A 26,597-nucleotide genomic window follows, 5' to 3' on the forward strand; every position below is an offset into this window, starting at 1 on the left:
AATACTAAATACTAACATCTCAATACTACTTTCTCAATACTAAATTTCCTATATTTGAATTATGAACGTACGACTGACAGCAGATCAAAAAATACAAGTCCTCAATGCGCATGATGTTTACAGCGTAATGCAACAAATATTACTTCGTCAGAACAAAATTCGTAGAGCGCAGGAACACTTTTGGGTAGTAGGACTCTCCACTGACAATACCATACTGTTTATAGAGCTCATTGCTATAGGTGCGCAAAACCGCGTCAATGTAAATCCACCCGATGTTTTCCGTATGGGAATCTACAAACTTGCCGTAAAAATGATAATGGTACACAACCACCCAAGCGGTAATTTACGAATATCTAATGGTGATAAGGACTTTGCTGACCGATTGCTAAAGGTTGGGAAACTCATTAATATTGACGTTGTAGACAATATGATTATTACCGAAAGTGGCTTTACCAGCTTTGAAGACAAAGGCATTATGGAGCAACTCCGCAAAAACGGACTGTACAAAGTAGTAGACCGTGAAAGTGAAGCCATGAAAGCACTTGAATTAGAGTTTGAAAAGAAACGAGCAGACAAAGCTGGACGTATGGATATTGCTCGTAAGATGAAAGCTGATGGTGTTGATATGGATACTATTAAAAAGTATACTGGTTTGTATGTTCGGGATATTAAGAAGGCTTGATTTAAAACTTACTTGAATATATTATACATATACAATTTTTTCAATAGTTTTTCCTTTTTTTAATTTAAATCTTAGTGGATTCCAATCTTCAATATCAGGTTGATATATATTGTCGCTAAAAAATAAAATTTCTTTACCATCCCTTACTTCATAGGCTGTATGTTTAAATGAAAATTCTTTTTTTGAGCAATCTGAATATAGCTCTTGTATTTCAGGTACATTATCATAAGATACTATCCATTTTATATTTTCTATAGCTTTTATCTTGTCACTTACTTTTTTATGATTTTTAGCTTCGTAATGATTAAGATATAGAGTACTAGCCTTTAAGTAATATGGTGGATCAAAATAAAAAATTACATTCTCGTTTTGTGCTTCGTTTTCAATTTTATCGATTAGCTTAATTGCATCTTTCTTATAAAGTCTTATATTATTTTTATATTTAGCTATATTTTTTATTCTGAATACCAAATCCTTTTTATTAAATCTACAATCCATTAAATAATTACCATTCTGAGCTATCCCACCCATTACGCCAGCATTAATAATTCCTGATCGATTTGTTCTATTAAGATAAAATGTAGAAAAACCTAATTCCAATAAATTAGCTGTTTTCTTTTTTGATTGAATAGCTTTCTGCTTTTTCCACTCAGTAATTGATAATTCAGCATTTTCAACTAATTCACAAAATTTCTTTGTATTATTAAGAATAGAGTGCCAAAAAGCATAAATTGACCTATCTCTATCATTTATTGTAACTCTCTCTACAAATCCTTCAATCAAAAGAAATAGGGCTACTGATGCACCTCCAGAATATGGTTCTACATAATGCCCATTTATGTTATTATCTATACAGATTTTAGCTATAAATGCGGATAGTTTATTTTTTCCTCCGGGATATCTTAATGGTGAATAGAACATTTTTTAACTACCTATTTTTTTAATAAATCTTTCATGGAATTTATCAAATTCTTCGTGAAATTTATCGACTAATTCTTTATTATCTTTTTTCCAATAATTTAATACCTTATTAGCATTTCTCCCCCATAAAGATAAGTGAGAATTAAACCATTTTTTTGCTGCTTCTCTATTATTTTGAATTTCTTCATTGGAAAAATTTTTAAAACAGTATTGGTGATCAAAAGTTTCATCTATATTTCTCCAGAGTTCATGATTATCACTAAGAGAATGTAAGTATGATGAAATTATTTGTTCTGGTGACTCTTCTGTTGGTAATAATAATACATTTTTTAGTCGCACAACTCTATTATATTGTTTTTTTTCAGTTTTAACATCTCCATCTAAAATAATCATTGAATTCGGGAAACTGAAAGAAGGTATTTTTGACGAAGATAATTGAATTAAATTTCCACAACCTAAAGTAATATCTATAAAATTTAAATATTTTGTTTTTCTCGTTCCTAACAAAGATTTTGCAAATATAGCACCTTCTTTATCTTCAGTATACACATCTATTTTTTTTATTACCGCAGTACCTGTGATTGTTTTATTGAAATGGTTTTTAATAAAAAGATAACTAACATCATTCTTTATTTTCACCTTTCCATCTTTTTTAATCAAAAACATAAGCTTAATATCTTCTTTTCGATAAGAATCATTTTTAAGTTTAGCTACTTCTTTTAAAATTGTTAATGAGTGAGTTGTGAAGATAATTTGAATATTAAATTTTGAAGCAAATTTGACAAGGACTTCCAATAATTTAATTTGCGAACCTGGATAAAAAGTTGTTGCAATTTCATCAATTGCCAATATACCTCCTTTATAATTATCTTTATACTTATCCTTTAGTCTTTTAAATGACAATATTGATAGTAGAATTTTGCTTAAGTTATCTTGTCCCGCAGAATTAGCTTTCCAATCGTAATGATTTGTACTCACTCCTATAGTTTGTTTATTCGAACTTGAAAGAAAATTTGAGCTGATAATTTTATCACTTTCTCTTGTTAATAGCAATATTTTACTATGCCACTTTCTAAAGAATTCCAATTCTTCATTAGTTAGAATGACAGTCTCATCTTCTTTTATCCCCTTATCTTCTGATATAGGAAATAAACGTTTTAAACTTAAATATATCACGGGTAATTGTATGTATCCTGATCCTTTAGATTTCGTTCCTTTTTTCCAAAAACGAATTGTTCCTTTAGATTTTTCTCTATGTATACTTTCTACTGTATAAGGTTCTTCTCTATCGTCATCAAAATATAATGTCCACTCATGCTCTCCTGCATTATCATGCTTTTCCGACAATTTAAATTTATCAGCATATGCAGATTTATAAGATCCTCCAGATAACGGCTTTTCTCCTAACATTGGATTTTCAGTAGCCGTAATAGAAAAAGGTTGACTTAACATTCCTAAAATAGTCGTTTTTTGAGTACCATTTTGACCTGAAATAACGGTTAGATTAGTACCCATTTCAAATTCTACATCTTCAAAACCCCTAAATTTTTTTATTGATATTTTTTTTATTTTCATACAAGCATTAAGATATTATTCAGTTTCATTTAAAGTATAGTTTTGATATATTAGTAATAAGTTCAGAAAGTTTTGTACTGAGATGTCATAGTATTGAATAGTATAATTAATTTTCTTTAATATCTAATAACTCTTCGAATAAAGGAAAGAGTAAATCCCAAAAATTATTTAAAAAACGATTACTAAGATAATGAGTGCTTTCACTATGAACATAACCATTTAACACATTGAGACTTAATTCATTATTTGAATTAAGAATTTTTTGAATGATATCTTTTGATTTACTATTCATTTTTGTTTTGACAAATTCAAGTCGTTTACTTAAATTAATATTCTTTAAACCATTACTATCTGGATAGTGTCCACATAAATTTCCAACTAAATCCTCGCTTTTCAAATAATTCAAAATTGCTAGATCAAGAAAAATTCTAATAGATGCCGCAATTGAGTTATTATATTTTAAAGGTATTAATTTTAATTCTTTAAATAATCCATTGAGTCTGTAGCTCGAAGAGTTTAAAGAATAAATATCTAATATTAGTCTATTTCTATTAGGGTTATTCTTTATTACTGGAGCTGGTGTAATTGGTTCTATAGGAGCATTATCAATAATTTCTTCTTCTTCTTCTTCTTCTTCTTCTTCTTCTTCTTCTTGACTTGTGTCTTCAATTCCCTCAATTAAATCATCTGTATTTACCTTAGGTAAATGTTCTAAAATTTCTTTAAAATTTGTCGTAATAGTCCTTGTATCAATCTTTAAATCAGACTCTTTATTTACAATATGTTTAATTAATTCTGAATAAGCATTTAAAAAACCCATTTTATTTTTAAAAATTAATTCTATTCCATCAAAATCTAAACCCCACTTTTCTTTAGCTTCTTTATTTGAAAAGAATCGCTCTAATATTGTTATTGGAAACTTGTAAGAAGTAGCATTTTTATATTCCTCATCTGTCAATTTCCCCTTAACTTCTATTTGTTTAACCAAATCTTTTACTTTTAATATTCTAATAAAACTTTCTAGTTCACTTTTGTTCATTTTGGTAATGGATATTATTCTTTCAATATCTCCATTATATTTATCATATAATTCTGAAATCCATCTTTGCTGCTGAACTCTTGACCAAGAAAGGTGTAATGATGAAGTGCTGTTTCTTTGATTAATATACCATTCCGCATCTTCAAAAGATGGTGCTACATTCACTAAAATTTTTTCTATATCATTTTCGTTAATTTTAGCCGATTGTAATCTAATGAAGGACCTAATACTCTTAGGAGCTTTTTGGGGTTCTCTAAGAAGTTTAAGAGCTAATACTCTTCTATTTCCCTCTGCAACATAATATTTACCATTTTCTAAACTTTTCCAAACAACAATTGGGTCGGCTGGTATAAAACCATCATCAGTAATAGACTTGATCAACTTAAAAAATTGTTTTTTATCACGATCTTCTAATGTCAAATCTTCTGCAAAATCACTAATTTGTATATGAGTTTCCTCTGGATTTAACCTTGGATTTCCTGCCCAAAGTCTAAGCTGGTCTACCGAACGAGGTGTTTTTTTATTTAACCAATCATAATTATTATTCATCTTCTACATTTCTTTTTTGACTAAACCTAATTTACATGTACATCTATTGTCACAACAAAATAATGAAATTATCTTCCACTAAAAATAGAAATTTATTAGGAATATTATGACGTTTAATGATTAAAAATCATTGCTTAGCTGTAATTTATACAATACTACACCTTATTGATAAATCTCCTTTACGGAAACCCGTAAACACCACAAACAAAAAACCACCCAAAACAACTCGCATTGTATGGATGGTTTTAGAAATAAACAAATGTCGCTTTCGTTAGTCGATCTGCAAAAAGAAACGAAAGCTATTAAAAAAACAATATTCATTTTTAGTTATGCACTTCTGGCTTCGAGTAACCTCAGCCAGCGCGCTCTAATAAGTAACCTTTCTCAATAACTCGTAGTCTGAGGCTCTCGAAGACTACTCAGCAATCTTTCTCAATAACTAGTAGCCTGAGGCTCTCGAAGACTACTCAGCAATCTTTCTCAATAACTCGTAGTCTGAGACTCTCGAAGACTACTCAGCAATCTTTCTCAATAACTAGTAGTCTGAGGCTCTCAAAGACTACTCAGCAATCTTTCTCTAAAACTAGTAGTCCGAGGCTCTCGAAGACTACTCAGCAATCTTTCTCAATAACTAGTAGTCTGAGGCTCTCAAAGACTACTCAGCAATCTTTCTCAATAACCTGTAGCCTGAGGCTCTCGAAGGCTACTCAATATCTCTATAGGCAATAGCCAACTCTGGTAATTTTTCATAGTTTCCAGCTATCAACGCCTCTTTCTTTTTTCGGCTCCAGCCTTGTATTTGCTTTTCTCTATAAAATGCCTCATTAATACGGTCATATGCCTCTACATATACCAACTTTACAGGCAATCGCTTTTTGGTATGGTTTGCACCTTTACCAACTACATGTTGCATAAAACGAATTGCTAAAAATTTGGTACTTCCTGTATAGTAGCTACCATCACTACACTCTAATATATACATATAACCTTTGGGCATGGTATCATTATTTAATTAATGTCATGTTTCTTGTGACCTTAAGAGTTTACACTGAGCATAGTCGAAGTGAAGACTACTCACTCGAAGTTTCTTCTTCACTCGGTACTTCACTAGTATTACTTGAATTAAAGCGGGCATTTACGGATACATTGTATTGCTTTGCCAATTCGCTAATCTCATTTGCTAAATTTTGGTGTGCTACGTCTGAACCTAATGTTGCATGTGCTTCTATATGTGCTACCAATACACGATAGGTATTTGTACTATCATCGCGCATAGTGGTAAAACTTGTAGCTGTGCTAGCGGCACTTTCGGAAACTCTTGCTAAAAATCGATTGTTAAAAGCTTCGTTAGCTGTTTTAAGCTCTGCAACCCAATCCGTCATTGCTAATGTTGTAATTGCTGTAGACAAATCGGTTTGAGTTTCCCAATCAGATAACATACTATCAATCACGGCAGTTTCTGCTTGGTAATTCAATCGTGGTATATTAGTCCCAAACGTATTCATATTATATAACAATCTGCTTGCTGCGGATTGCATGGTGTCGTCATAATGATGTTCATGTGTTTCTAGCAACCCTTTGATTCCCATAAATGCTTTATCTCTTCGTGTATCTAGCTCAATCAATTCTTGAGTAATACCACTTCCTTGCTCCTGCTGAAACAAATTGTCCATTTCTAAAGCAATGTTTTGCAAAGCATCACGTTCTTTTACTAATTGTAACGTAGCAACATCTTTCGTGTTTACTAACTCTAATACATCTTTCATGTATTGTAAAAACTCGCTATTCCTGTAGCGATCTAACATAGGTCTATTCATCCTGTTTCTTCTTTAAATTATATATACAGTTTTAATATGTATTAACTGTTTTGCTCCAGCACACTAAATATAGTCTGAATGCCCGCCAATACGATCCCGAAACCTTCCTGCAGACCTGCGACACGCTTTCGGGCAACTTCGGAACCTTCCTGCAGACCTGAAACATGCTTTCGGGTAACTTCGGAACCTTCCTGCAGACCTGCGACATGCTTTCGGGTAACTTCGGAACCTTCCTGCAGACCTGCGGCATGCTTTCGGGTAACTTCGGAACCTTCCTGCAGACCTGCGACATACTTTCGGGTAACTTCGGAACCTTCCTGCAGACCTGCGGCATGCTTTCGGGTAACTTCGGAACCTCTATATGAGCTTGTAACAAGCTTTCATTTTGTTACAAAAACATATTATGTTGCTGTTTCACGATGTGAATCTCGATTATTTTTTTAAAAAAAGTACTACAGAATCTATAAGCGTCGCAATTAGTTCATAAGCGTTGAATTTTTGGGTGTTAGGTCATAGAAGAAATACACAAATACGTAACCTCAAGTATTTTTTGTAGTACAACGAAAAAATAAAATTAAAAAGCTATACAAACTAAAAATAGGAATGTAACAAAGAAATATCCCTACTCATGGGTATTCTTTACCATGATTATAGCGTATAGTTTTACGCTTATAAATACGAAATACTATGGAAGCAACAGATATAATTAAAGCATTTAAACAAGGGGGCGAAGGTAATTGTGTTGCCATTGCTATTATAAAAGCTGGTATTGAAATATTTGGAATTAATAAAATATTTATCCACGGATGGGAAGGTAATGATTGTAAAGTATTAATGAAAGATGACTATACACTAAACATTACGAAGGAAGAATTGACATTGGCAAGTGAAGGTTCAAAATTTATGCTACTTAATGACAAAGAAGTTTTTGACTATGCCAACCTATGCTTTGCTGTGATGGCTAAAAGAGCCCAGAAAGAAGAAAATGACGACTTGCCAAATATGACCTATACAGAAGCTATAGAAACGCTAAACAATGGAGAATGGTATACACATGGTGCCGATTGGTTAGGCTTACGATACCACATAAAGAATATTAAGAGGCGAAACATTGAGCGATATAAAGGTGCTGTAGGTGCTTCGCGCAAACATTGCTTTTTTGTATCGGAAGGGAAAGAAGACAACTATGGGAGAGTTGACAATATTAACATATTTGAACGACGATTTTGTAAATGGTTTAGAGTTACAGAAGAAGAATTATAACAATTAAAAAACAAAAATTATGAGACTAAGTAGAAAGTACACAAGAGATTTGTATCGAAATTTTAAATACCTAGCTACATGGAAACCAGGTGTTCCTTTACAATTAGGAGATATTGGCGTATTAAAAGGAAAACAATTTACCCGATTGGGAAACATTAAAAGTGATTTTGGAATTGATTTTACTGTACGAAAAGATACTACGCCAGATAACTTAAAATATGTTTCTAAAAGTGGTGTTTCGTTTACTGCCAAAGCAGCAAATATGAAAATTCCGGTAGGGAGTACTTTAGAAGCTTCAGATATAGGGTTCAATATTTCATTTTCAAAAGAAAAAGCCATCTTTTTTGAAGCTGAAGGCACTTATTATCATTCCATAGAAAGTCAGTTTGCGCTCGGCAAAGAAATTCTAAAACTATATAAAGAAAATAAATGGGATAAAGATTTAGTAGTCATTACGGAATTAGCCGTTGCCGATAGCTCTACAATACTAATGTCACTTGCAAAAAAGGGTTCAGTAGACATTAAAGTAAATAATACGGAAGGTATAGAAAACAAAGCCTTAAGTATTACAAACCCTGAACTTGAGTTAGGCATAAGTTATAACACTAACGTATCAGCAGAAATCATAGCAAAGGAAGGACTTACACCTTTGTTTAAAGTATCGAAAGTAAAAAAACCATTCCTTGGTAAGCCAATATTTGAAACCGCTAGAGCAAATGTAATGTTACCAACTGGTACAGAAGCCTTTAAAATGATTGATGACGATTTACTCGAATTCTCAGAAGCAACTTTTGACGATGATGGCGACTTAGAAGTATAATGTATACATGTACTAAAAAAACAACTCACTATTTACTATGGGTTGTTTTTTTTAATTTGTAAAACGAACATTCCTATGCAGTCAAATAATACTATATGGTATAATACCTTAAAAGTGATGGAAAGTTTTCCGCTATAATCGACTGTTTGTGTTCAGGAGTTAATTGCTGTTCTTGATATGGTTTCCCATCTTCATAAATACGTAATTGATCACCTTTTATAAAGAAGAATTGATGCCCTTTTACAAATGTAAGTTGAAAACCGTATTGAAACGGATAAACATTAGATGGATGAAATCGGTTAGCAATGGCGGCTTCTATTGCTGTTTGTGATTGTTCCGCTAAAGGAATAATCATAAAAGGATTAAACGCAGTACTTATTTTTATACTTATGATCAAATCTAGTTGGGTAAGCTTGGCGCGAAATTCGATTCCGAAAGCTGTAAATGAACTCGATTTAAATGCTGGAAATAGTTTAATACACGGCCAGCCCGAACCAGCATCTATAAAGTATCGTTTTCCATGAAGATACAGAGACAGTAACCGATGGCTAGCAATACCTCCAATATGCGCCGTATGCAATTGTGTACGAATGCCGTTGTTGGCTAATATAGTTTTAAAGTACAGTGCTTTGTCGGAACAAGTGCCGCCTAATGCTCGGTTAGCTTCCGTACGCTCTTCTTCCATCATTAGATTATGAAAAGGAGTTTGCTGATAATCCTTTGCTAATAATGCTTCTATTTTTTGTACAATGACGGCGTCTTTATGCATTGCTTTGCTGTTAGCTATAAAGATATCAAATATTGGCTTCAACTCCATTTTGTCTATTTTTTATTTAGAATTTTTAATTGGCGTTTTATTCTTAAAAACAATCACCTACTAAGAATTAAATTGTTAAATGATCAATACAATCCAAATGAATTTCATATTTTTAGTAACCGAAATTCATCAACCTATTAATGCATACCCACAAGTTACACACGAGTGTCTTAGAAAAATCGAGCTTATTCCTCATTATACTTGATAGCAAAGGCAACATTCAGCATATAAATACACATGCTGAAAAACATTTTTATGCTTCAAAAGAAAACATTATTGGTGAATCTATATTCAATTTTGTATTGGATAATTGCAAAGCAAATCTTCAAGAAATTCTAAATACGGTTAAGACAACAGAAGCTATTCATCATCAATATATAAAGTTTTGTACCACTACGGAAGATGGCGTATTAACCTTGAAACTCGATTTTACACAGGAAAACGATGTCATTTATGCCATTGGTACAGAAACGACCAAGCAAGAAAAGGAACATCAAGTATTTATGGCAGTTTCAGAGTTTGGCGATATTGCTACTTGGTACTACAACCCAAAAACTTCAGAACTCTATTGGTCTAACGAATGCTATAACATGCATGGCATTGACCCAAATGATCCAGACAGAGAACACAAACGACAAAATTCATATCAAGAAAAAAATAGAGACCGTGTTCGTGAACATATTGCAACACTAATTAGCACAAAGAAATCGTTTGACTTTGTTGAGGTAAACGAAAAAGAAGATGCCGAAATTCACTATTTCCGTATCATGGCAGAGCCTCTGATTCATAATGATGAGGTTATTTTTGTGAATGGAATTGTGGTTGATGTTACAGAAATGCAAACCTATGTAGAACAACTAAAACATAGTGAAGAAACGAAAAAGCTAGCACTCAAAGGGATTCGTTCTGGCTTGTTTGATCATATCATAACTACAAATATGGTATACTACAGTCCATCGTTTCGAAAAATGTTAGGACTCTCACTTACTGAAGATTTTGTACCCGAGGAAGAATTCCGAAAAATGATTCATCCTGATGATGTGGAAGAAGCCTATACACGACACCTAAACAATTTACAGCAAGAAGATCCACATTATTTTAATCATTACCGATTGCGTCATATAGATGGTAAATATCGTTTTTATGAAGTATATGGCTATTCTAAAAAAGATACCGATGGAAAGGTAAGTCGTATGATTGGAAACTTGATTGATGTTGATGAACGAAAAATAAATGAACAACTGATTCTTAAAAATCAACGTCGCTTGCAAGCTATGGTGAATAATGGTTTTTTATTCACATTTCTATTAAATAAAAAAGGAGAAGTATTACTTACAGATGAAGCTTCGGTAGCTATTATTGAGAAAGATTTTAATGTAAACCCAAATAAAACAAATTGTCGCTTTATAGATGTATTGCCATTGAACTTTAAGCATACGTTTGCCTATTCTTTTAATGAAGCTTTAAAAGGAAACATGACTCGTAAAGAGTTGGAACGTGTTACCACGGAAGGAAACTCACAATGGTTAGAAATACAATATTCTCCCATTTTTGATCAACAACAAAACGTAACTTCTGTATTAATAGGATTGTTAGATGTTACGGAACGAAAAATGGCAGAACTTGCTATTAAAGAAGCACATATAAAAGAGCAAGAACTCAACAGTCTTAAAACGAATATACTTGCCAACTTTAGCCATGAAATACGCACACCACTTAATGGTATTATGGCTATTAGTAATTTGCTTATTACAGAAAAAGACGAAGACGAACGCGAAAAGTTATTGCACTATCTTAATGAAAGTAAAGAACGCTTGCTGGAAACCATTAATAACTTATCAAACTTTAGTGAGATAGAAGCCATCAAAGCTAATATTGATTTAAAAGTATGTGATTTAAATTATACTGTAGAAAGTTCATACAGAGAATTTGATCATTTGGCAGAAGGGAAACAGCTTAATTACAAGCTTATATTAGACGAAAGTCAACCCAACGTAGAAATTGATGAAGAATTGTTTCGTACGGCTTTCAATAATATTATTCACAATGCCATAAAGTATACACATACAGGAAACATTACAATTCATATTTATACCGATGATACAAACGAAACAGCTTTTGTTTCTGTAAAAGATACAGGTATAGGTATTGAAGAAGAAAACCTTACCAAAATATTTGATCCGTTTGTACAAGAAAGCATTGGACTAAGCCGTAAGTATGAAGGTACAGGTATTGGCTTAAGTGTATCCAAACGCTATATTGAAATCCTTGATGGTAGTATTACAGTAACAAGTGAAGTTGTAAAAGGCTCTGAATTTATCATAACTCTTCCTATATGCAGCTAAAAATACTATACGTAGAAGATAACAAGGTAAATGCCATGGTAATGGACAGAATGCTGTCTCAAAACGGCTCTAATATTATCATAGCCGAAAACGGAAAAGAAGCCATTGATATTGCACAAAAAAACGAACTCGATTTAATTCTATTGGATATCAACTTAGGAAAAAATCAAATGGATGGTTGCCAAGTCCTTAAAAAACTACAAGAACTTCAAGTAGTTAAAACAACACCTGTATTTGCAGTAACGGCTTATGCCATGCCTGGCGATGAAAAACATTTTAAAAACATAGGGTTTGATCAGTACTTTTCTAAACCTATTGACTTTCCGCAACTGCGTTCAGAAATAGACAAGCTAAAACTTTAACAGATATAACTTACTCATTTACAAGCACAATACTGCTTTTTATGGTAAAACCGTACTACATTTTTATGGGTTCTTTTTAACTTCAAACCTCTTATTTACACATGTACGGAAGGCAACTAAAACATTGTGAAATAATGTTTTATACAGTTAAGTACATTGTAAAAGAAACCTAATTATTAATTACACAAACTATTCATCATGAAGAAAAAAAAGTTAAAAAGTTTAGACATTAAAAAATCAACAATTTCTAACTTAAACAAAAACACACTTAGTGGAGGTGCGCTTGTTCCTAACACACACTATGTAGTATGCGGAACAGGACCACAAACAATCATTTGTACATTTAACTGTACATTCCAATTGGATTGCGGTACGTATAACTCTAGAAATCGTTGTAAAACGATAGAAGTTGATGCAAATACAATTCCTATTTGCTAATAACAAGGAAAAATTAAAATTTACCAGAGGAAAGAGCGAACTATAATGGTTCGCTTTTTTTGTGGTTATTCTACTATTTTATGCAGAGGAATAGGCAAATGCACATTTTCTTTCTGAAAACGCTTATGCACTGCTTCTTTTAACGTACATTTTGTCTTAAACTCAGCAAAAGGTTCACTAAGCCATATATATGCACGAACATGTATATATCCTTCTTTAATTTCAATAACACGAACCTCAGCAGCATCAACATCATTCTCTAAAGTACGGTTAATAACATTATCTAAATGTGAAGCTTCTTCTTGTATAATTTCACGTACTTGATCAATATCTGCGTGAACGCCAACATAAAAATTATTAAAGCTCAATACTTTAGAATCGTCAATTGTATGGTTTAATACAGATTCTGTACTAATTACCGAATTTGGAATAATTAAGCGTTTGTTTTCAAAATTATTAATCACCGTATGGCGCAATGTAATATCATCTACAATACCAATACGCTGATCATCTAGCTTTATATAATCGCCCACTCTAAAGGGTTTAAAAATGACAATAAACAAACCTGCAATTAAATTGGAAATAGCGCTCTGTGCTGCAAAACCTATAATTGCAGCTAAAATTCCAGCTCCAGAGAAAATAAAGCCTGCTTGCTCTCGAAGCTTTGGCACAGTAAAAATGATGACAAAAACACCTATGATTATAAAAGTAAAACGAATGGAGTTTTTAATAAACTTTAAGGTTGTCACTCCAAATCGTTTTTGACGTTGTTTGCGTTCTAAAAAAATAATAAGGATAAATCGGAATATGCGCGAAAGTGCCCACGATATAAAAAGAACAAGAAAAGAATACCATAAAATTCCTTCAATAGTATTTACATCTATATACGATTTTAATAAAGATAACATGGCGTACAGTTTTATACAAAGCTAGCGTAGTTTTGCAGAAAGTAAAAGTAAAAAAGAACGTTTTTTATAAGAATAATAACATGTAAAAAGTACTAGCGCATCGTTTACTCAGCATTCTTTGTTAGACTTCGAGTACCTCAGTCCATAGCTACTCATATACCAACAGACTAATAATACTTCATTCTAAAAAAACTTTCGTACTTTTACAATTCAAATGCAAAAAATTGTAAAACATACTTGTTCGTTTGTATTAGCACTTTTAGTGTTATGCTCTACATTTTCATTTACCATTAATCAACATATTTGTGGTGGACAAAAAATGAGCATGGCAATTGGTGTTGCTGCTGAAAACTGCGGAATGGAGTTAGCACAAACTCCTTCTGATAGCACAACAGTACAACAAACGCCATGTTGTAATGACATTAGCACCTTTGTACAAGGACAAGACGAATTACAGTATAACTACAACGATATTGCTTTTTCTACACATACATTTATTACAGCATTTGTATACAGCTACATATTCGTGCTTCCTGCCGAAGATCAAGAAAAAGCAGTATACAAACCATACATTCCACCTCCGTTGGTCAAGGACATTCAGCTCCTCGATGAAACTTTCTTAATTTGATATATATACTACGAACGTTGTTTTCCAATGATTTTTTCTTTTTGGAAACATAGCACCTATGCAATTATTAACACATTCGTATGTATAAATATCAACTTTTATGCTCAACAAAAGCATTCAATTTTTAATAAATCATAAGCTCGTTGCTGTACTCCTACTCTTTGTCATTATAGGGTTTGGACTCAACACAGCTCCTTTCAATTGGAACTTAGGTGCATTTCCTAAAAACTCAGTTGCAGTAGATGCTATTCCTAATATTGGTGAAAACCAACAAATTGTATTTACCAAATGGCAAGGACGCTCACCAAAAGATATTGAAGATCAAATCACCTATCCGTTAACAACTGCTTTGATGGGAATTCCTGGGGTAAAAACGGTTCGTAGCTCATCTATGTTTGGCTTTTCTAGTATTTATATCATTTTTAATGATGAGGTAGATTTTTACTGGAGTCGTAGCCGAATTTTAGAAAAGTTAAACGCTTTGCCTAGCTCATTATTACCTGAAAATGTACAACCCACACTTGGTCCTGATGCTACAGGATTGGGGCAAATATTTTGGTATACCTTGGAAGGAAGAGATGCCAAAGGAAATGTAACAGGTGGTTGGGATTTACAGGAATTACGTAGTATACAAGATTACTATGTAAAACCAGCTTTGTCAAGTGCTGCCGATGTATCAGAAGTTGCTTCTATTGGCGGTTATATACAAGAATATCAAATAGATGTAAACCCAGATGTATTAAAAAAGTACAAGCTTTCCTTAACGCAAGTAGTGAATGCTGTTAGGAATACCAACAAGGAAATTGGCGCAAAAACTATTGAAATAAATCAAGCGGAATATGTTGTTCGCGGTTTGGGCTATATAAAATCAATTGAAGACATTGAAAATACAACCATACAGTCCGAAGATTTTACACCTATTCGTGTAAAAGATGTTGCGAAAGTATATCTCGGTCCGGCCGAAAGAAGAGGAATTTTAGACAAAGAAGGCGCCGAAGTAGTTGGTGGCGTTGTCGTAGCTCGCTTTGGCGCGAATCCGATGGAAGTAATTAACAATGTAAAAGATAAAATACAAACCATTGCCAACGGTTTACCTACCAAAACACTCAACGATGGACGTGTTTCACAACTAACGGTTGTTCCTTTTTATGATCGTACAGAACTAATTGAAGAAACCTTACATACACTTGAAGAAGCCTTATCATTAGAAATTCTCATTACATTACTGATTATCATCATTATGGTGTTAAACTTAAGAGCTTCCATACTCATTGCTAGTGTATTGCCTATTGCTGTTTTATTTGTGTTTATCACGATGAAGCTCGGACAAGTAGACGCAAATATTGTTGCCCTTTCGGGAATTGCCATTGCTATTGGTACAATGGTAGACATGGGTATCGTACTAATTGAGAACATAACACGACATCTTGAAGAAGATACAGAGAATACACCAATAAACACACTTGTATACAAAGCCACTTCGGAAGTTTCAGGTGCCATTCTCACAGCAGTATTAACGACTATTGTAAGCTTTATTCCTGTATTTATGTTGGTGGGTGCCGAAGGGAAGTTATTCAGTCCACTTGCCTATACTAAAACTATGGCGTTGGTTTCTGCCATTATTGTCACCTTGTTTATCTTACCTGCATTAGCCGCTTGGGTATTTGGTTGGAAAAATATTTCGCAAAAACTGATATATATACTCAATTTTTTATTCATTGCACTTGCAACGTATGCAATGACACACAACATTTATATTGGAATTCCATTACTTTTGCTTGCTAGTGTTAATTTATCTCAACTAAAAAAATTCATTACAAAAACGGTAGCGAAACGAATACAGTTTATCACTGCAATTGCAACACTACTAGGTTTCCTTACAAGTTATTGGCGACCGTTGGGATACACTAATAACTTAGCTATAAACCTTGTTTTTGTAGCAGTTACTTGCGTAATAGTTATTGGCACATTTTTAGTCTTTATAAAATACTACGAACGTTTACTGAGTTGGGCATTAGCGAATAAATTACTATTTCTTAGCATTCCGTTGGTGATTTTAGTTGCTGGTGTACAAATATGGCGTAACACTGGAAAAGAATTTATGCCAGCATTGAATGAAGGTTCCTTTTTACTTATGCCAACTTCCTTGCCACATGCAGGCATTGCTGAAAACAAAAAAATAGTACAGCAATTGGATATGGCAGTTGCCAATATTCCAGAAATAGAAACCGTAGTTGGAAAAGCAGGTCGTGTGGAAAGTGCGCTCGATCCTGCACCATTGTCAATGTATGAAAATATCATTATTTACAAACCTGAGTATATCTTGGATGCAACAGGAAAGCCACAACGTTTTAAAGTAGATGATGAGGGACAGTTTATACGTAATGTTAGTTCGAGCGCTATCCAGAACAATAGTAAGCTCAATGTAACAGGAAAAATGTTAATTCCAGACAAAAACGGAGAGCTCTATCGCAATTGGCGACCGCATATAAAATCAACAGATGATATTTGGAAAGAAATTGTAAAAGCTACCAAACTGCCAAGTATTACCTCTGCACCAAAGTTACAACCAATTGAAACGCGCCTGATTATGTTACAAACAGGTATGCGATCACCTATGGGAATTAAAATAAAAGGACAAAACCTAGAACAAATTGAAGCCTTTGGTCTGGAGTTGGAAAGCATTTTAAAAGAAGTTCCTGATGTGAAGCAAGAAACCGTTTTTGCGGAACGCTTGATTGGAAAACCTTATTTAATACTAGACATCAACCGTGATAAAATTGCACGCTACGGATTGTCTATTAAAGCAGTACAAGATATTTTAGAAGTTGCCATTGGTGGTAAAGTGGTAACACAAACCATTGAAGGACGCGAACGTTACAATGTTCGAGTTCGCTATCCGCGTGAATTGCGCTCCGACCCTACCGAGTTGGAAAACATTCAGATTCCATTGCCAAATGGAGCCGAGATTTTACTTAAAGAAATTGTAAGCATCGGCTATGAAAAAGGTCCACAAATGATTAAGAGTGAAGATACTTTTTTGGTGAGTTATGTATTATTTAACAAACAATCAGACATTGCGGAAGTTACGCTGGTTGAAGAATTACAAACTATTATTCAAGAACGTATAAACTCAGGTAGTTTGACTGTTCCTAAAGGAGTTAATTTTGAGTTCTCAGGAACCTACGAACAACAAGTACGTGCCGAACAAACGTTATTGATTATTGTTCCAATTGTATTGATTATCATATTTTTAATTCTGTATTTTCAGTTTAAATCTGTAGCGACGTCCATTTTTATATTTGCGGGAATTGCTGTAGCATTTGCTGGCGGATTCCTTATGATTTGGCTCTACGGACAAGCTTGGTTTTTAGACATTTCTATTTTTGGCACCAATCTTCGTGAGTTATTTCAAATTAAAACCATCAATTTAAGTGTTGCGGTTTGGGTAGGATTTATTGCCTTGTTCGGAATTGCCACCGATGATGGCGTAATTATGGCAACCTATTTAACACAATCATTCAAAAAGAATAAACCTACCAGCACAAAAGAAATTAGAGAAGCCGTAGTGCATGCCGGACAAAAACGTATTCGTCCGTGTTTAATGACAACTGCGACTACTTTATTAGCATTGGTACCTATTCTAACTTCTACAGGTCGTGGAAGTGATATTATGATTCCGATGGCAATACCAAGTTTTGGGGGAATGCTCATAGCCCTCATTACTTTATTTATAGTGCCCGTTTTATATAGTTGGCATAAAGAAATTACCTTAAAAAAACAGACACATGAAGCATAATTTTATATATATACTTAGTTGCTTTTTAGTGGTACATATTGCCAACGGGCAAACATTAGAGGACTATCTGGCGGAAGCCCAAAAAAACAGTTCAGAAATCTTAGCCAAACAATTTCAGCATGAAAGCGCGTTGGAAAAAGTAAACGAAGTAGGCAGTTTACCCAATACACAATTGGGCGTTGGTGTGTTTGCACAAGCAGTAGAAACCAGAGTTGGGCCACAAAGAGCTCGATTTTCGGCAAGTCAAAAAATACCTTGGTTTGGTACGCTTAGCGCGAAAAAGAAAAACGCAGCTTACATAGCAAATGCCAAAGAGAGTGAACTTGATTTTTTAAAAAGGCAGCTTTCGCTGAATGTGAAAATTGCCTATTACGAATTGTACACGTTACAACAACAGTATACAATTACTAAGCAACATATTGAAATTTTGGATACGTATGAAAAGTTGGCGTTGAACGAATTGGAAAACAACCGCACAAACATGGTTGATGTGTTGAACATTAAGATGAAAAAGAACACGCTTGTACAACAGTTTCAAACAATTTTGGAGAATATTGACAGTAAAAAGATTCGGTTCAATTTATTATTAAATAAACCTATTCAAGAAGAAGTGATTGTGCTAGATTCTTTACATATTCCTGAAAAACAAGCTTTTTTAACCGATGAAGCCATTATGCTACATCCAAAGTTACAACAACTAGATTATTTAGAAAACGCGCTGCAACAATCGGAAATTGTAGCAAAGAAAGAAGGAAATCCGTCCATTGGTTTCGGGCTCGATTATGTATTGGTTTCTGAACGATCGGGTATTTCGTTACCCGATAATGGAAAAGATGTTATTATGCCAATGGTTACAGTATCAATTCCTTTGTTTAATAAGAGACACATTGCGAAGCAAAAACAATTACAACTTGAACAGGAAGCATTGACACAAACAAAGATTACAGTAAAGAATCAGTTATTGATTGCCTTGGAAGAAGCCGGGAACAAAATGAAAAATGCGAAAGAAAGTATTGAAACTCAGTACGAAAACATTGAACAAGCATTGCAAGCAAAAGAAGTAATATTAGCAGCATATCAAACAGCTAAGATGGATTTTGAACAGTTATTAGCGTTGGATCAATTGAAATTAGGCTTTGAACTACAGAAAGTTAAAGATGTACAAACCTATTTTACAAATGCCGCTATTGTCGCTTTTTTAACACAACAAGATTAATGAAAATGTTGATTTATAATTATAAAATGTCATATGGAGTGTAGTAGAGATATTTTATTAAATAGAAAAGTTGAATACAATAATTAAGGAAATGAAAAAAACATATACCATCACAGGAATGACTTGCAACGGTTGCAAAGCAAAAGTGGAACATCTTTTAACGAATTTGGACACAGTAACGGCTGTAGATGTAAACTTAGAACGTGGCGAAGCAATTATTGATGCTACTACGCCAATCTCTATAAACACTTTACAAACATCGTTACCTGAGAAATATACTATTACAGCATATACTGAACCCGTTTTTGAACAACCTGAAAATGTTCAGAAAAGCGATATAAAACAACTGTTTCCATTGTTTTTAATCTTCTTTTATATTACAACCGCAAGTATTTTAAAGAATCTAAATACTTGGGAAACTTCAGAATTTATGTTCGATTTTATGGGCTTGTTTTATATTGTCTTTAGCTTTTTTAAGTTTTTAGACTATACCGGATTTCCAAAATCATTTCAAATGTATGATCCGTTAGCCAAGCAACTTCCTGCATACGCATGGATATATCCGTTTATAGAAGTTGCGCTTGGATTGTTGTTTTTATTCAGATATCAAATTCCTATCGCGCTTATTAGCACAATTATTATTTTAGGAATTACTACAATTGGCGTAACCAAAGCATTGTTTGACAAAAAAACGATTCAATGTGCATGTTTAGGAACAGCCTTAAAATTACCAATGACCAAAGCTACGTTTATTGAAAACTCAATTATGCTAGTCATGGCGGTTTGGATGTTAATCAATTTATATAGTTAAGATTATGAAAAAATATATCATATATATCATTTTAATTGGTGTAGGAATTATAATTGGGAAGTTTGCCCTTTCGGTAGAACAAACGCATCAACATACACATACAGAAGAAACAACTACAAAGAGTACTATGTGGACTTGTTCAATGCATCCGCAGATTCAACAACCCGAAGCTGGCGATTGCCCGATTTGTGGTATGGATTTGATTCCTGCACAAGAAATGACCACCGAATTAGCTTCCAATCAATTTCGTATGTCAGAAAATGCAATGGCTTTAGCCAATATTGAAACGACAAAGGTTAATAAAGGAAATTCTGAAAGCTCAGCTTTACAGTTGACAGGAACTATTGAAGCCAATGAAAAAACAAACGCGACACAAACGGCACATTTTGGCGGACGCATTGAAAAACTCTATGTAAATATTACTGGAGAAGAAGTTAGAAAAGGACAACGTATTGCTTTGATATATTCACCAGAATTAGTGACCACACAACAAGAATTGATTACAGCAATGCGTATGAAAGCTTCACAACCTGCATTGTATAAAGCGGTTCGTAATAAATTGAAGTTATGGAAACTCTCTGAAGCACAAATTCAACAAATTGAAACCTCTAAAAAAGTAGTGTCGCAATTTCCAATTTATGCAAGTGTTTCTGGTGTGGTTACAGAAAAAATAGTAGAAGAAGGAAATCATGTTATGGAAGGTGGCGCATTGTTTAAAGTGTCAAATTTAAATACAGTTTGGGCAAGTTTTGATGCGTATGAAAAACAATTAGCAAGTTTGAAAACAGGAGACGAAATTAGTATTACAACCAATGCAAACCCAACTGAAAAAATCCTTGCAAAAATTACCTTTATTGATCCTGTATTGAATACCACTACACGCACGGTTGCGGTAAAAGCAGCGTTGAATAATAGTGATAAACAATTAAAACCTGGCATGTTTGTTACAGGAACATTAGCCCATAAAACAACTAAAAACATAGCACTCACTATTCCGAAATCGGCAATTTTATGGACTGGGAAACGATCAATTGTATATATAAAAACTTCGGCTAACGAACCTGTTTTTGAAGCCAAAGAAGTTACACTTGGAAATGCAACTTCAGATAGTTACGAAGTACTTTCTGGACTTTCCGTAGCCGATGAAATTGTTACAAACGGCGCATTTACAGTAGATGCTGCTGCGCAATTACAAGGAAAGAAATCGATGATGAATACTTCCAAAGAAACTGTAACGAATACACTACCAACTAAAAAATTAGTATTTGATGCTGCATTAGAAAAGGCCTTTTTACCCACTATAAAAGCATATATTGAGTTAAAAGATGCTTTTGTAAAAAGTGATCCTGTATTAACATCTCAAAAAGGAGAAGCATTCCGAAAAGCATTGGAGCAACTTACAATTGCACAGCGACAAACATTAGACGGATATTGGGTTACTCCACATAAAACATCAAAATTCATTACGAAACTGTTACCATTAGACAAGCAACGAAAACATTTTCAAGTAATTTCAGATCATATAATTGCGATTGTTGAAAATTTCAAAACTTTGGAACAGCCACTAATGGTACAATTTTGCCCAATGGCAGATAATGACAAAGGTGCGTATTGGTTAAGTGATGAAACTCAAATTAGAAATCCGTATTTTGGAGATGCCATGTTAACCTGTGGAAGTGTGAATAAGGTAATAGATGCGGGGAAATAGGTTTTGGTAGAATTTTTAAATAAACGAAGAACGAATTAACAAATACATAAAACAAATTAACAAAAGAAAAACAAATATGAAAAAAGTAATCTTAAGTGTACTTGCAATTGTATGCATAACAGTAATTAGCTGTAAAAACGAAACGAAAACAGAAACTCCAACAACAACCGTTGAAGGTAAAGAATTAGCTATGGCAAATTTTGGTGTCCGTGGCAATTGTGGTATGTGCAAAGCTACCATTGAAAAAGCAGCTAAAGCAGTAGACGGAGTTGCCGAAGCAACTTGGGATGTAAAAAAGAAAAGTATCGCCGTTTCGTATGATGCATCAAAAGCAAATGAAAAAGACCTTCATAAAGCAATTGCTGCCGCAGGTTATGATACAGAACAAACTTCCGGAGATAAAACGGCATATGACAAGTTACCAAAATGCTGCAAATTTGATGATAATCAGAAAATGAATCAGTAATATAACTTACCTTTGCGCCATGACAACATATGTATTATTAATTGCAGCTTTGTATGGCGCATTGGGAATTATTTTTGGTGCTTTTGGTGCGCACGCACTAAAGAAAACATTTTCAGAAGAATTATTGAAAAGCTTTGAAACTGGCGTAAAATATCAAATGTATCATGCAATTGTATTGTTGGTCATTGGTTTTCAATTTTCGTTTACAGAAACCTTACAAAAAGCGATTGTTTGGTGTTTTATAGTAGGCATATTTCTGTTTTCTTTTAGTATTTATGGCTTATGTATTAGCAGTGCGAAAGGAAAAAAACTGCGCTTTCTTGGGCCAATTACACCACTTGGTGGATTATTGCTCGTAATCGGATGGATACTTTTAGGCGTTTCTTTTTTGTAATATACTTCAAGTAGAAGTTTGTGATTACAAATAACACATGAAAAAGCGAACCGAAGTTCGCTTTCAGATACTAAATACCACCAATTTCTTCTATAATAAAGCCACCAACAATATGTTGATCATTTTCAATTTAGCACTGTATAAACTGTGCTAATGTATTCATAAAGATTGTTTTTAATCATTTAAATTATATACCACTAATTTCTTCTACAATGAAACCGCCAACAATGTGTTGATCGTTTTCTATTTGATACTGTGTTAATTGTGTGAATGTGTTCATAATAAATAGTTTTAAATTTATAATGACACTAAATTAGTTCGCAGAAAAGAGACCTCATAATATTATACTTGACAATTCAGTGAATTATCAGATACTTAATAGATTGTATACGTTACAAAGGATATTTAGTAGGCGCGTTTTAACTCTTGCAAGGTTTTGTTGGAAGTAATTAGTCCATTGATGAGGAATGCTCGCAAATCTTCTAAATCGTCATGCGGAATGTATTTTGCCCATTTGGTTTCAGTAGTAATTACTTTGAGCTGGCGTAATATTTTACGAGTTTCTCCAGCAGTTCGTAAGACATAATCAGGTGTATAAATTGGTTCATCTTTATGATAATACTCGTATTTCTGTGTAAATAAACTCTTTTGGATAAAATACAGTTTTTCTACTTCATTATCTTTATAAAAATGAGTCCATTTGGCAAAACCTGCTTTGCTCCCATTTCGAAAGTTTGAAGCATCAGTTTGCAAACGCCATTTGCAAGTTGCAGCTCTTCCCCAATGTGATGAAATACGGTATACACCTTCTTCTGCGTAGAAATATTGACTACCTGATCTACTTACATAATCTGGAGTTTTATCTGCTAAAGTGCTCATATCAACAGCTATAAAAACACAATATGTATTTCTAAAGAAGTTACGTTTGTGGTATATAAATTTCTTCACTAGTTTCGAATCATGTATTTTTGCCAAAGCTACAAAATGTATAAAGATATTTTAACGTAAATATTTGTTTGGCACAATAAGTGTTTAACTGTGCGTTATACTATCGAATAAATAAAGAACTAAATAACGGAATATGAAAAAGATCGTATGCTTATTGGTGATGTCATACCTGTTTCAATTTACAGTTACGGCACAACAAACAATACCTTTTAAAGATGGAGAAAAGCTCACCTTTACGGCATCCTATAACATGTCGGGCTTTATGACTCAACTTGCACAGGTAACCATGGAAACTTCAGAAGTAAAAACAAAGAAAAATACACTTTATCATTTTAAATGTCGCGCAAGTACCTTTAAAAAGTTTGATGCTTTTTTTAGAATTAGAGACGTATACGAATCTTATGTAAGTCGTTCTTCGTTATTGCCTTTATTATATAGAAGAGACATACAAGAAGGTGGCTATAAAAAGAAGATGAAGTATGTGTATAATCAAAAAAATAAAACAATAAAGAGTACACAAACTAAACGTAGAGGAAACGGGACAGACTGGGTTCAGGATAAAAACTTTAGTTTCAGTAACCGAGCTATGGATGTCGTATCTACACTATACAATTTGAGAAATTTGCCAATTGCAAATGCTAAAGTGGGTGACACGAAAACTTTTAAAATATTATTTGACAGACAGGAAACGCCTATCACGATTAAATTTGTTGGAAAAGAAACCATAAATGCAGGAAACTTAGGAAGTAAAGAATGTTATAAATTACAGGTACTTACTTCGGGTGATTTCTTAAAATCTGGTACACTTTGGCTAACTGCTGATGCTAATAAAATTCCTGTCCAAGCAAGATTTACCATTCCTATTGGAAGCGGAACACTACAATTAACAAAAGCTGTTGGTGTTGCCAACTAAACCATAAAACCAAAAGAAAAAAACATGAGAACATTTTGTATTATACTAGGAAGTATTGCTGCAGTGTTAGGTTTTCTGCTTTCTTTTATCATAGAAAGCTTTGCCTATATTCCTGTAGTAGCTGGTTTAATTTTAGGAGGTGCTGCCTTAGTACTTTCACGAAAAAAAGGAATGCGTGAAAGCGTTCCGAAATTAATTATTGCTCTGTCATTTTTGGCTGGAGCCATCACTACAATGAATCTATTTAAAGAACAAAAAGTAGCTAATGATGTAGAGCAGGTAGAAAAAGAAGAAAAACAAAAAGAAAAAGATTTAGAAGAAATAGAAGGTATTGAGTAAAAACAAATAACCGAACTAAAAATCTTACAAAAGTCTATCAGAAATGTAACTGATAGGCTTTTTTTTTGCGAAAAAGTGAAGTTTTTCACACTTTTTTAAGAAATCTATAACTAAAATACGTATTGGTTTTCAGTACTTTTGGACATCCTAAAAATAGTTTATTTGGAATAATGTTATAACTCTAAATACACTACAATATTTAATATAACTTAAAATAGATGAAAAAATTAGCATCCTTAGCCCTTTTAGTCATTATGGGATGTGGCACAAATTACAAAGCCACGGACAAAAAAATGACTAAAAATCTTGATCCTGTACCTTATGGTGAAACGATTACAGAAGCCGAACTTAAAACACATTTATATACGTACGCTTCTGATGAATTTGAAGGAAGAGATACTGGTGCTCCAGGACAAAAGAAAGCGGTTGCCTATTTAAGAGATGAGTACAAAAATCTTGATATTGCTGCTGCACAAAAGGATGGAAACTATTTTCAAAATGTTCCATTAGTAAAAGGAAGCGATTTAAAATCGGAATTGACTCTTAATGGAAAAGAGTATTTATTTGAAGATCAGTTTTTAACTTTTGCTGCAAATGATAAAGGAATAAAAAATATTTCTGAAATTGAATATATTGGATATGGAGTTGACGATGAGAAATATTCTGATTATAAAGGAAAAAACTTAGAAGGGAAAGTTGTATTAATTAAACTTGGTGAACCCAAAAATGCAGACGGAACGTATATTATTTCTGGAACGGAAGAGCCTACGAAATGGTCTGCTTATTTACGTCAAGAAATGGCTTCTAAAGTTAATGCCGCTAGAGAGAACAAAGTAAAAGGTCTTTTCTTTTATGTTGAAGATGATTATCCACGTTTTAAAGCACAACTTCCATATGTAAAGAAAGGTGGACGAATGAAACTAAAAAGTAATGATAAAAATGATTTCTTCTATTATTTTGTAAATACAGAACTAGCCAAAGCTATCAACCCTACTATTATTGACGATGCTACAGCAAAAAATATTTCTATAAATGCAAAACTTACTATTGCTGATGAAATTAATGAGATCAACTCTGAAAATGTTGCCGCAATTATTAAAGGAGATGAAAAACCTGATGAATACATTATCATTTCAGCACATTTAGATCATGAAGGTATTAAAGATGGAAAAATATATAATGGTGCTGATGATGACGGATCTGGTACTGTAGCCATTCTTGAAATAGCAGAAGCCTTTAAAAAAGCAAAAGCTGAAGGAAATGGACCTAAACGTTCAATTGTATTTTTACATGTTACAGGAGAAGAAAAAGGATTACTTGGTTCAAGATATTATACAGATTACAACCCTATTTTCCCATTAGAAAATACCGTTACAAATTTGAATATTGACATGATTGGACGTATCGATCCTAAACGTAAAGAAGGTGATCGTAACTATATTTATTTAATCGGATCAGATAAATTAAGTACTGAATTACACGAAATTTCAGAAGCTGCCAACGCAAAATATACTAACATTGAATTAGATTATACTTTTAATGATGAAAACGATAAAAATCGTTATTACTATCGTTCTGATCATTACAATTTTGCAAAGAATAACATTCCAGTAATTTTCTATTTTAATGGAACACATGACGATTACCACAAGCCTACAGATACAGTTGAAAAAATCAATTACGACCTATTGACAAATCGTACGCGTTTGGTATTCTATACTGCATGGGAATTGGCAAATAGAGAAAATAAAGTAGTTGTAGACAAAGCGACAGAAACGAAATAGTTTTTACAACATATATAAAAATCAGAAAAGCTTCCATAATGGAAGCTTTTTCTTT

The 26,597-nt window shown here is 33.2% G+C and carries 24 protein-coding genes; 16 read left to right on the forward strand and 8 right to left on the reverse strand.

All coding sequences use genetic code 11. The features are described 5' to 3' along the window. Positions 1-61 precede the first annotated feature (61 nt). Complete coding sequence (locus tag Q0828_RS15990) at positions 62-682, forward strand: JAB domain-containing protein (RefSeq protein WP_298423265.1); 621 nt, start codon at positions 62-64, stop codon at positions 680-682. 21 nt (positions 683-703) lie between these two features. On the opposite strand, the gene Q0828_RS15995 is transcribed toward Q0828_RS15990, so the two are convergent. The 5 genes from Q0828_RS15995 to Q0828_RS16015 form a co-directional block, all read right to left on the reverse strand. Next, positions 704-1,603, reverse strand: a complete 900-nt coding sequence (locus tag Q0828_RS15995) for a DNA adenine methylase (protein WP_298423268.1) — start codon at positions 1,601-1,603, stop codon at positions 704-706. Positions 1,604-1,606: 3 nt separating this feature from the next. Further along, a complete protein-coding gene (locus tag Q0828_RS16000) occupies positions 1,607-3,178 on the reverse strand; it encodes an AAA family ATPase (protein ID WP_298423270.1) in 1,572 nt (523 codons plus the stop codon). A gap of 106 nt (positions 3,179-3,284) precedes the next feature. Further along, positions 3,285-4,766, reverse strand: a complete 1,482-nt coding sequence (locus Q0828_RS16005; RefSeq protein ID WP_298423273.1) for a ParB/Srx family N-terminal domain-containing protein — start codon at positions 4,764-4,766, stop codon at positions 3,285-3,287. Between the two features lie 703 nt (positions 4,767-5,469). Beyond that, positions 5,470-5,763, reverse strand: coding sequence for a GIY-YIG nuclease family protein (locus Q0828_RS16010; RefSeq protein ID WP_298423277.1), 294 nt, complete (start codon positions 5,761-5,763; stop codon positions 5,470-5,472). Positions 5,764-5,836: 73 nt separating this feature from the next. Further along, complete coding sequence (locus tag Q0828_RS16015; protein ID WP_298423280.1) at positions 5,837-6,583, reverse strand: DUF6261 family protein; 747 nt, start codon at positions 6,581-6,583, stop codon at positions 5,837-5,839. A gap of 687 nt (positions 6,584-7,270) precedes the next feature. On the opposite strand from Q0828_RS16015, the gene Q0828_RS16020 reads away from it, so the two are divergent. Further along, positions 7,271-7,846, forward strand: a complete 576-nt coding sequence (locus tag Q0828_RS16020) for a hypothetical protein (protein WP_298423282.1) — start codon at positions 7,271-7,273, stop codon at positions 7,844-7,846. Positions 7,847-7,865: 19 nt separating this feature from the next. Further along, a complete protein-coding gene (locus tag Q0828_RS16025; RefSeq protein WP_298423285.1) occupies positions 7,866-8,666 on the forward strand; it encodes a hypothetical protein in 801 nt (266 codons plus the stop codon). Positions 8,667-8,757: 91 nt separating this feature from the next. On the opposite strand, the gene Q0828_RS16030 is transcribed toward Q0828_RS16025, so the two are convergent. Continuing rightward, positions 8,758-9,483: a hypothetical protein gene (locus Q0828_RS16030; protein WP_298423288.1), complete on the reverse strand. Its 726-nt coding sequence runs from the start codon at positions 9,481-9,483 to the stop codon at positions 8,758-8,760. 140 nt (positions 9,484-9,623) lie between these two features. Between Q0828_RS16030 and Q0828_RS16035 the strand changes: the two genes are divergently transcribed. From Q0828_RS16035 to Q0828_RS16045, 3 genes are all read left to right on the forward strand, one after another. Next, positions 9,624-11,828 (forward strand): PAS domain S-box protein, encoded by a 2,205-nt coding sequence (locus Q0828_RS16035; protein WP_298423291.1) that lies wholly within the window; start codon positions 9,624-9,626, stop codon positions 11,826-11,828. After that, positions 11,819-12,190 (forward strand): response regulator, encoded by a 372-nt coding sequence (locus tag Q0828_RS16040; protein ID WP_298423294.1) that lies wholly within the window; start codon positions 11,819-11,821, stop codon positions 12,188-12,190. The genes Q0828_RS16035 and Q0828_RS16040 overlap by 10 nt, the downstream gene beginning before the upstream one ends. A 198-nt stretch (positions 12,191-12,388) precedes the next feature. Then, positions 12,389-12,628 carry a hypothetical protein gene (locus Q0828_RS16045; protein WP_298423297.1) on the forward strand — a complete coding sequence of 80 codons (240 nt, stop codon included), beginning with the start codon at positions 12,389-12,391 and terminating at the stop codon, positions 12,626-12,628. Positions 12,629-12,693: 65 nt separating this feature from the next. On the opposite strand, the gene Q0828_RS16050 is transcribed toward Q0828_RS16045, so the two are convergent. After that, positions 12,694-13,536 carry a mechanosensitive ion channel family protein gene (locus Q0828_RS16050; RefSeq protein WP_298423300.1) on the reverse strand — a complete coding sequence of 281 codons (843 nt, stop codon included), beginning with the start codon at positions 13,534-13,536 and terminating at the stop codon, positions 12,694-12,696. Between the two features lie 214 nt (positions 13,537-13,750). On the opposite strand from Q0828_RS16050, the gene Q0828_RS16055 reads away from it, so the two are divergent. The 7 genes from Q0828_RS16055 to Q0828_RS16085 all read left to right on the forward strand — a co-directional run bounded on the left by Q0828_RS16055 (position 13,751) and on the right by Q0828_RS16085 (position 22,558). Next, positions 13,751-14,164, forward strand: a complete 414-nt coding sequence (locus Q0828_RS16055; RefSeq protein WP_298423303.1) for a hypothetical protein — start codon at positions 13,751-13,753, stop codon at positions 14,162-14,164. A gap of 100 nt (positions 14,165-14,264) precedes the next feature. Then, on the forward strand, positions 14,265-17,963 hold the full coding sequence (locus Q0828_RS16060) for an efflux RND transporter permease subunit (RefSeq protein WP_298423306.1): 3,699 nt from the start codon (positions 14,265-14,267) through the stop codon (positions 17,961-17,963). After that, the gene (locus Q0828_RS16065) at positions 17,953-19,179 is read left to right on the forward strand and encodes a TolC family protein (RefSeq protein ID WP_298423309.1); all 1,227 of its coding nucleotides are present in this window, start codon (positions 17,953-17,955) and stop codon (positions 19,177-19,179) included. Before Q0828_RS16060 ends, Q0828_RS16065 begins: the two co-directional genes overlap by 11 nt. A 91-nt stretch (positions 19,180-19,270) precedes the next feature. After that, on the forward strand, positions 19,271-19,990 hold the full coding sequence (locus tag Q0828_RS16070; RefSeq protein WP_298423312.1) for a heavy-metal-associated domain-containing protein: 720 nt from the start codon (positions 19,271-19,273) through the stop codon (positions 19,988-19,990). 4 nt (positions 19,991-19,994) lie between these two features. Then, complete coding sequence (locus Q0828_RS16075; RefSeq protein WP_298423315.1) at positions 19,995-21,698, forward strand: efflux RND transporter periplasmic adaptor subunit; 1,704 nt, start codon at positions 19,995-19,997, stop codon at positions 21,696-21,698. Between the two features lie 76 nt (positions 21,699-21,774). Beyond that, complete coding sequence (locus tag Q0828_RS16080) at positions 21,775-22,164, forward strand: heavy-metal-associated domain-containing protein (protein ID WP_298423318.1); 390 nt, start codon at positions 21,775-21,777, stop codon at positions 22,162-22,164. 19 nt (positions 22,165-22,183) lie between these two features. Then, entirely contained in the window at positions 22,184-22,558 is a 375-nt protein-coding gene (locus tag Q0828_RS16085) for a DUF423 domain-containing protein (RefSeq protein WP_298423321.1), read from the forward strand. A gap of 405 nt (positions 22,559-22,963) precedes the next feature. Here Q0828_RS16085 and Q0828_RS16090 read toward each other — a convergent pair whose 3' ends face one another. Continuing rightward, positions 22,964-23,506, reverse strand: coding sequence for a hypothetical protein (locus tag Q0828_RS16090; RefSeq protein WP_298423324.1), 543 nt, complete (start codon positions 23,504-23,506; stop codon positions 22,964-22,966). A 133-nt stretch (positions 23,507-23,639) separates the two neighbouring features. On the opposite strand from Q0828_RS16090, the gene Q0828_RS16095 reads away from it, so the two are divergent. From Q0828_RS16095 to Q0828_RS16105, 3 genes are all read left to right on the forward strand, one after another. Next, a complete protein-coding gene (locus Q0828_RS16095) occupies positions 23,640-24,419 on the forward strand; it encodes a DUF3108 domain-containing protein (protein ID WP_298423326.1) in 780 nt (259 codons plus the stop codon). 24 nt (positions 24,420-24,443) lie between these two features. After that, positions 24,444-24,758 carry a hypothetical protein gene (locus Q0828_RS16100; RefSeq protein ID WP_298423329.1) on the forward strand — a complete coding sequence of 105 codons (315 nt, stop codon included), beginning with the start codon at positions 24,444-24,446 and terminating at the stop codon, positions 24,756-24,758. Between the two features lie 218 nt (positions 24,759-24,976). After that, positions 24,977-26,542, forward strand: coding sequence for a M28 family peptidase (locus tag Q0828_RS16105; RefSeq protein ID WP_298423331.1), 1,566 nt, complete (start codon positions 24,977-24,979; stop codon positions 26,540-26,542). The last annotated feature ends 55 nt before the right edge of the window (positions 26,543-26,597 follow it).

This window comes from uncultured Kordia sp. (assembly GCF_947496985.1).
Taxonomy (GTDB): Bacteria; Bacteroidota; Bacteroidia; order Flavobacteriales; family Flavobacteriaceae; genus Kordia.

Excerpts from the sequence above, each read along its gene's own strand:
- Q0828_RS16085 (WP_298423321.1), top strand. The coding sequence starts at position 22,184 with ATGACAACATATGTATTATTAATTGCAGCTTTGTATGGCGCATTGGGA.
- Q0828_RS16080 (WP_298423318.1), top strand. The coding sequence starts at position 21,775 with ATGAAAAAAGTAATCTTAAGTGTACTTGCAATTGTATGCATAACAGTA.
- Q0828_RS16010 (WP_298423277.1), bottom strand. The coding sequence starts at position 5,763 with ATGCCCAAAGGTTATATGTATATATTAGAGTGTAGTGATGGTAGCTAC.
- Q0828_RS16005 (WP_298423273.1), bottom strand. The coding sequence starts at position 4,766 with ATGAATAATAATTATGATTGGTTAAATAAAAAAACACCTCGTTCGGTA.
- Q0828_RS16070 (WP_298423312.1), top strand. The coding sequence starts at position 19,271 with ATGAAAAAAACATATACCATCACAGGAATGACTTGCAACGGTTGCAAA.
- Q0828_RS16060 (WP_298423306.1), top strand. The coding sequence starts at position 14,265 with ATGCTCAACAAAAGCATTCAATTTTTAATAAATCATAAGCTCGTTGCT.
- Q0828_RS16105 (WP_298423331.1), top strand. The coding sequence starts at position 24,977 with ATGAAAAAATTAGCATCCTTAGCCCTTTTAGTCATTATGGGATGTGGC.
- Q0828_RS16095 (WP_298423326.1), top strand. The coding sequence starts at position 23,640 with ATGAAAAAGATCGTATGCTTATTGGTGATGTCATACCTGTTTCAATTT.
- Q0828_RS16030 (WP_298423288.1), bottom strand. The coding sequence starts at position 9,483 with ATGGAGTTGAAGCCAATATTTGATATCTTTATAGCTAACAGCAAAGCA.
- Q0828_RS16040 (WP_298423294.1), top strand. The coding sequence starts at position 11,819 with ATGCAGCTAAAAATACTATACGTAGAAGATAACAAGGTAAATGCCATG.
- Q0828_RS16100 (WP_298423329.1), top strand. The coding sequence starts at position 24,444 with ATGAGAACATTTTGTATTATACTAGGAAGTATTGCTGCAGTGTTAGGT.
- Q0828_RS16035 (WP_298423291.1), top strand. The coding sequence starts at position 9,624 with ATGCATACCCACAAGTTACACACGAGTGTCTTAGAAAAATCGAGCTTA.
- Q0828_RS16020 (WP_298423282.1), top strand. The coding sequence starts at position 7,271 with ATGGAAGCAACAGATATAATTAAAGCATTTAAACAAGGGGGCGAAGGT.
- Q0828_RS16000 (WP_298423270.1), bottom strand. The coding sequence starts at position 3,178 with ATGAAAATAAAAAAAATATCAATAAAAAAATTTAGGGGTTTTGAAGAT.
- Q0828_RS16025 (WP_298423285.1), top strand. The coding sequence starts at position 7,866 with ATGAGACTAAGTAGAAAGTACACAAGAGATTTGTATCGAAATTTTAAA.
- Q0828_RS16045 (WP_298423297.1), top strand. The coding sequence starts at position 12,389 with ATGAAGAAAAAAAAGTTAAAAAGTTTAGACATTAAAAAATCAACAATT.
- Q0828_RS16065 (WP_298423309.1), top strand. The coding sequence starts at position 17,953 with ATGAAGCATAATTTTATATATATACTTAGTTGCTTTTTAGTGGTACAT.
- Q0828_RS16055 (WP_298423303.1), top strand. The coding sequence starts at position 13,751 with ATGCAAAAAATTGTAAAACATACTTGTTCGTTTGTATTAGCACTTTTA.
- Q0828_RS16015 (WP_298423280.1), bottom strand. The coding sequence starts at position 6,583 with ATGAATAGACCTATGTTAGATCGCTACAGGAATAGCGAGTTTTTACAA.
- Q0828_RS15995 (WP_298423268.1), bottom strand. The coding sequence starts at position 1,603 with ATGTTCTATTCACCATTAAGATATCCCGGAGGAAAAAATAAACTATCC.
- Q0828_RS15990 (WP_298423265.1), top strand. The coding sequence starts at position 62 with ATGAACGTACGACTGACAGCAGATCAAAAAATACAAGTCCTCAATGCG.
- Q0828_RS16050 (WP_298423300.1), bottom strand. The coding sequence starts at position 13,536 with ATGTTATCTTTATTAAAATCGTATATAGATGTAAATACTATTGAAGGA.
- Q0828_RS16075 (WP_298423315.1), top strand. The coding sequence starts at position 19,995 with ATGAAAAAATATATCATATATATCATTTTAATTGGTGTAGGAATTATA.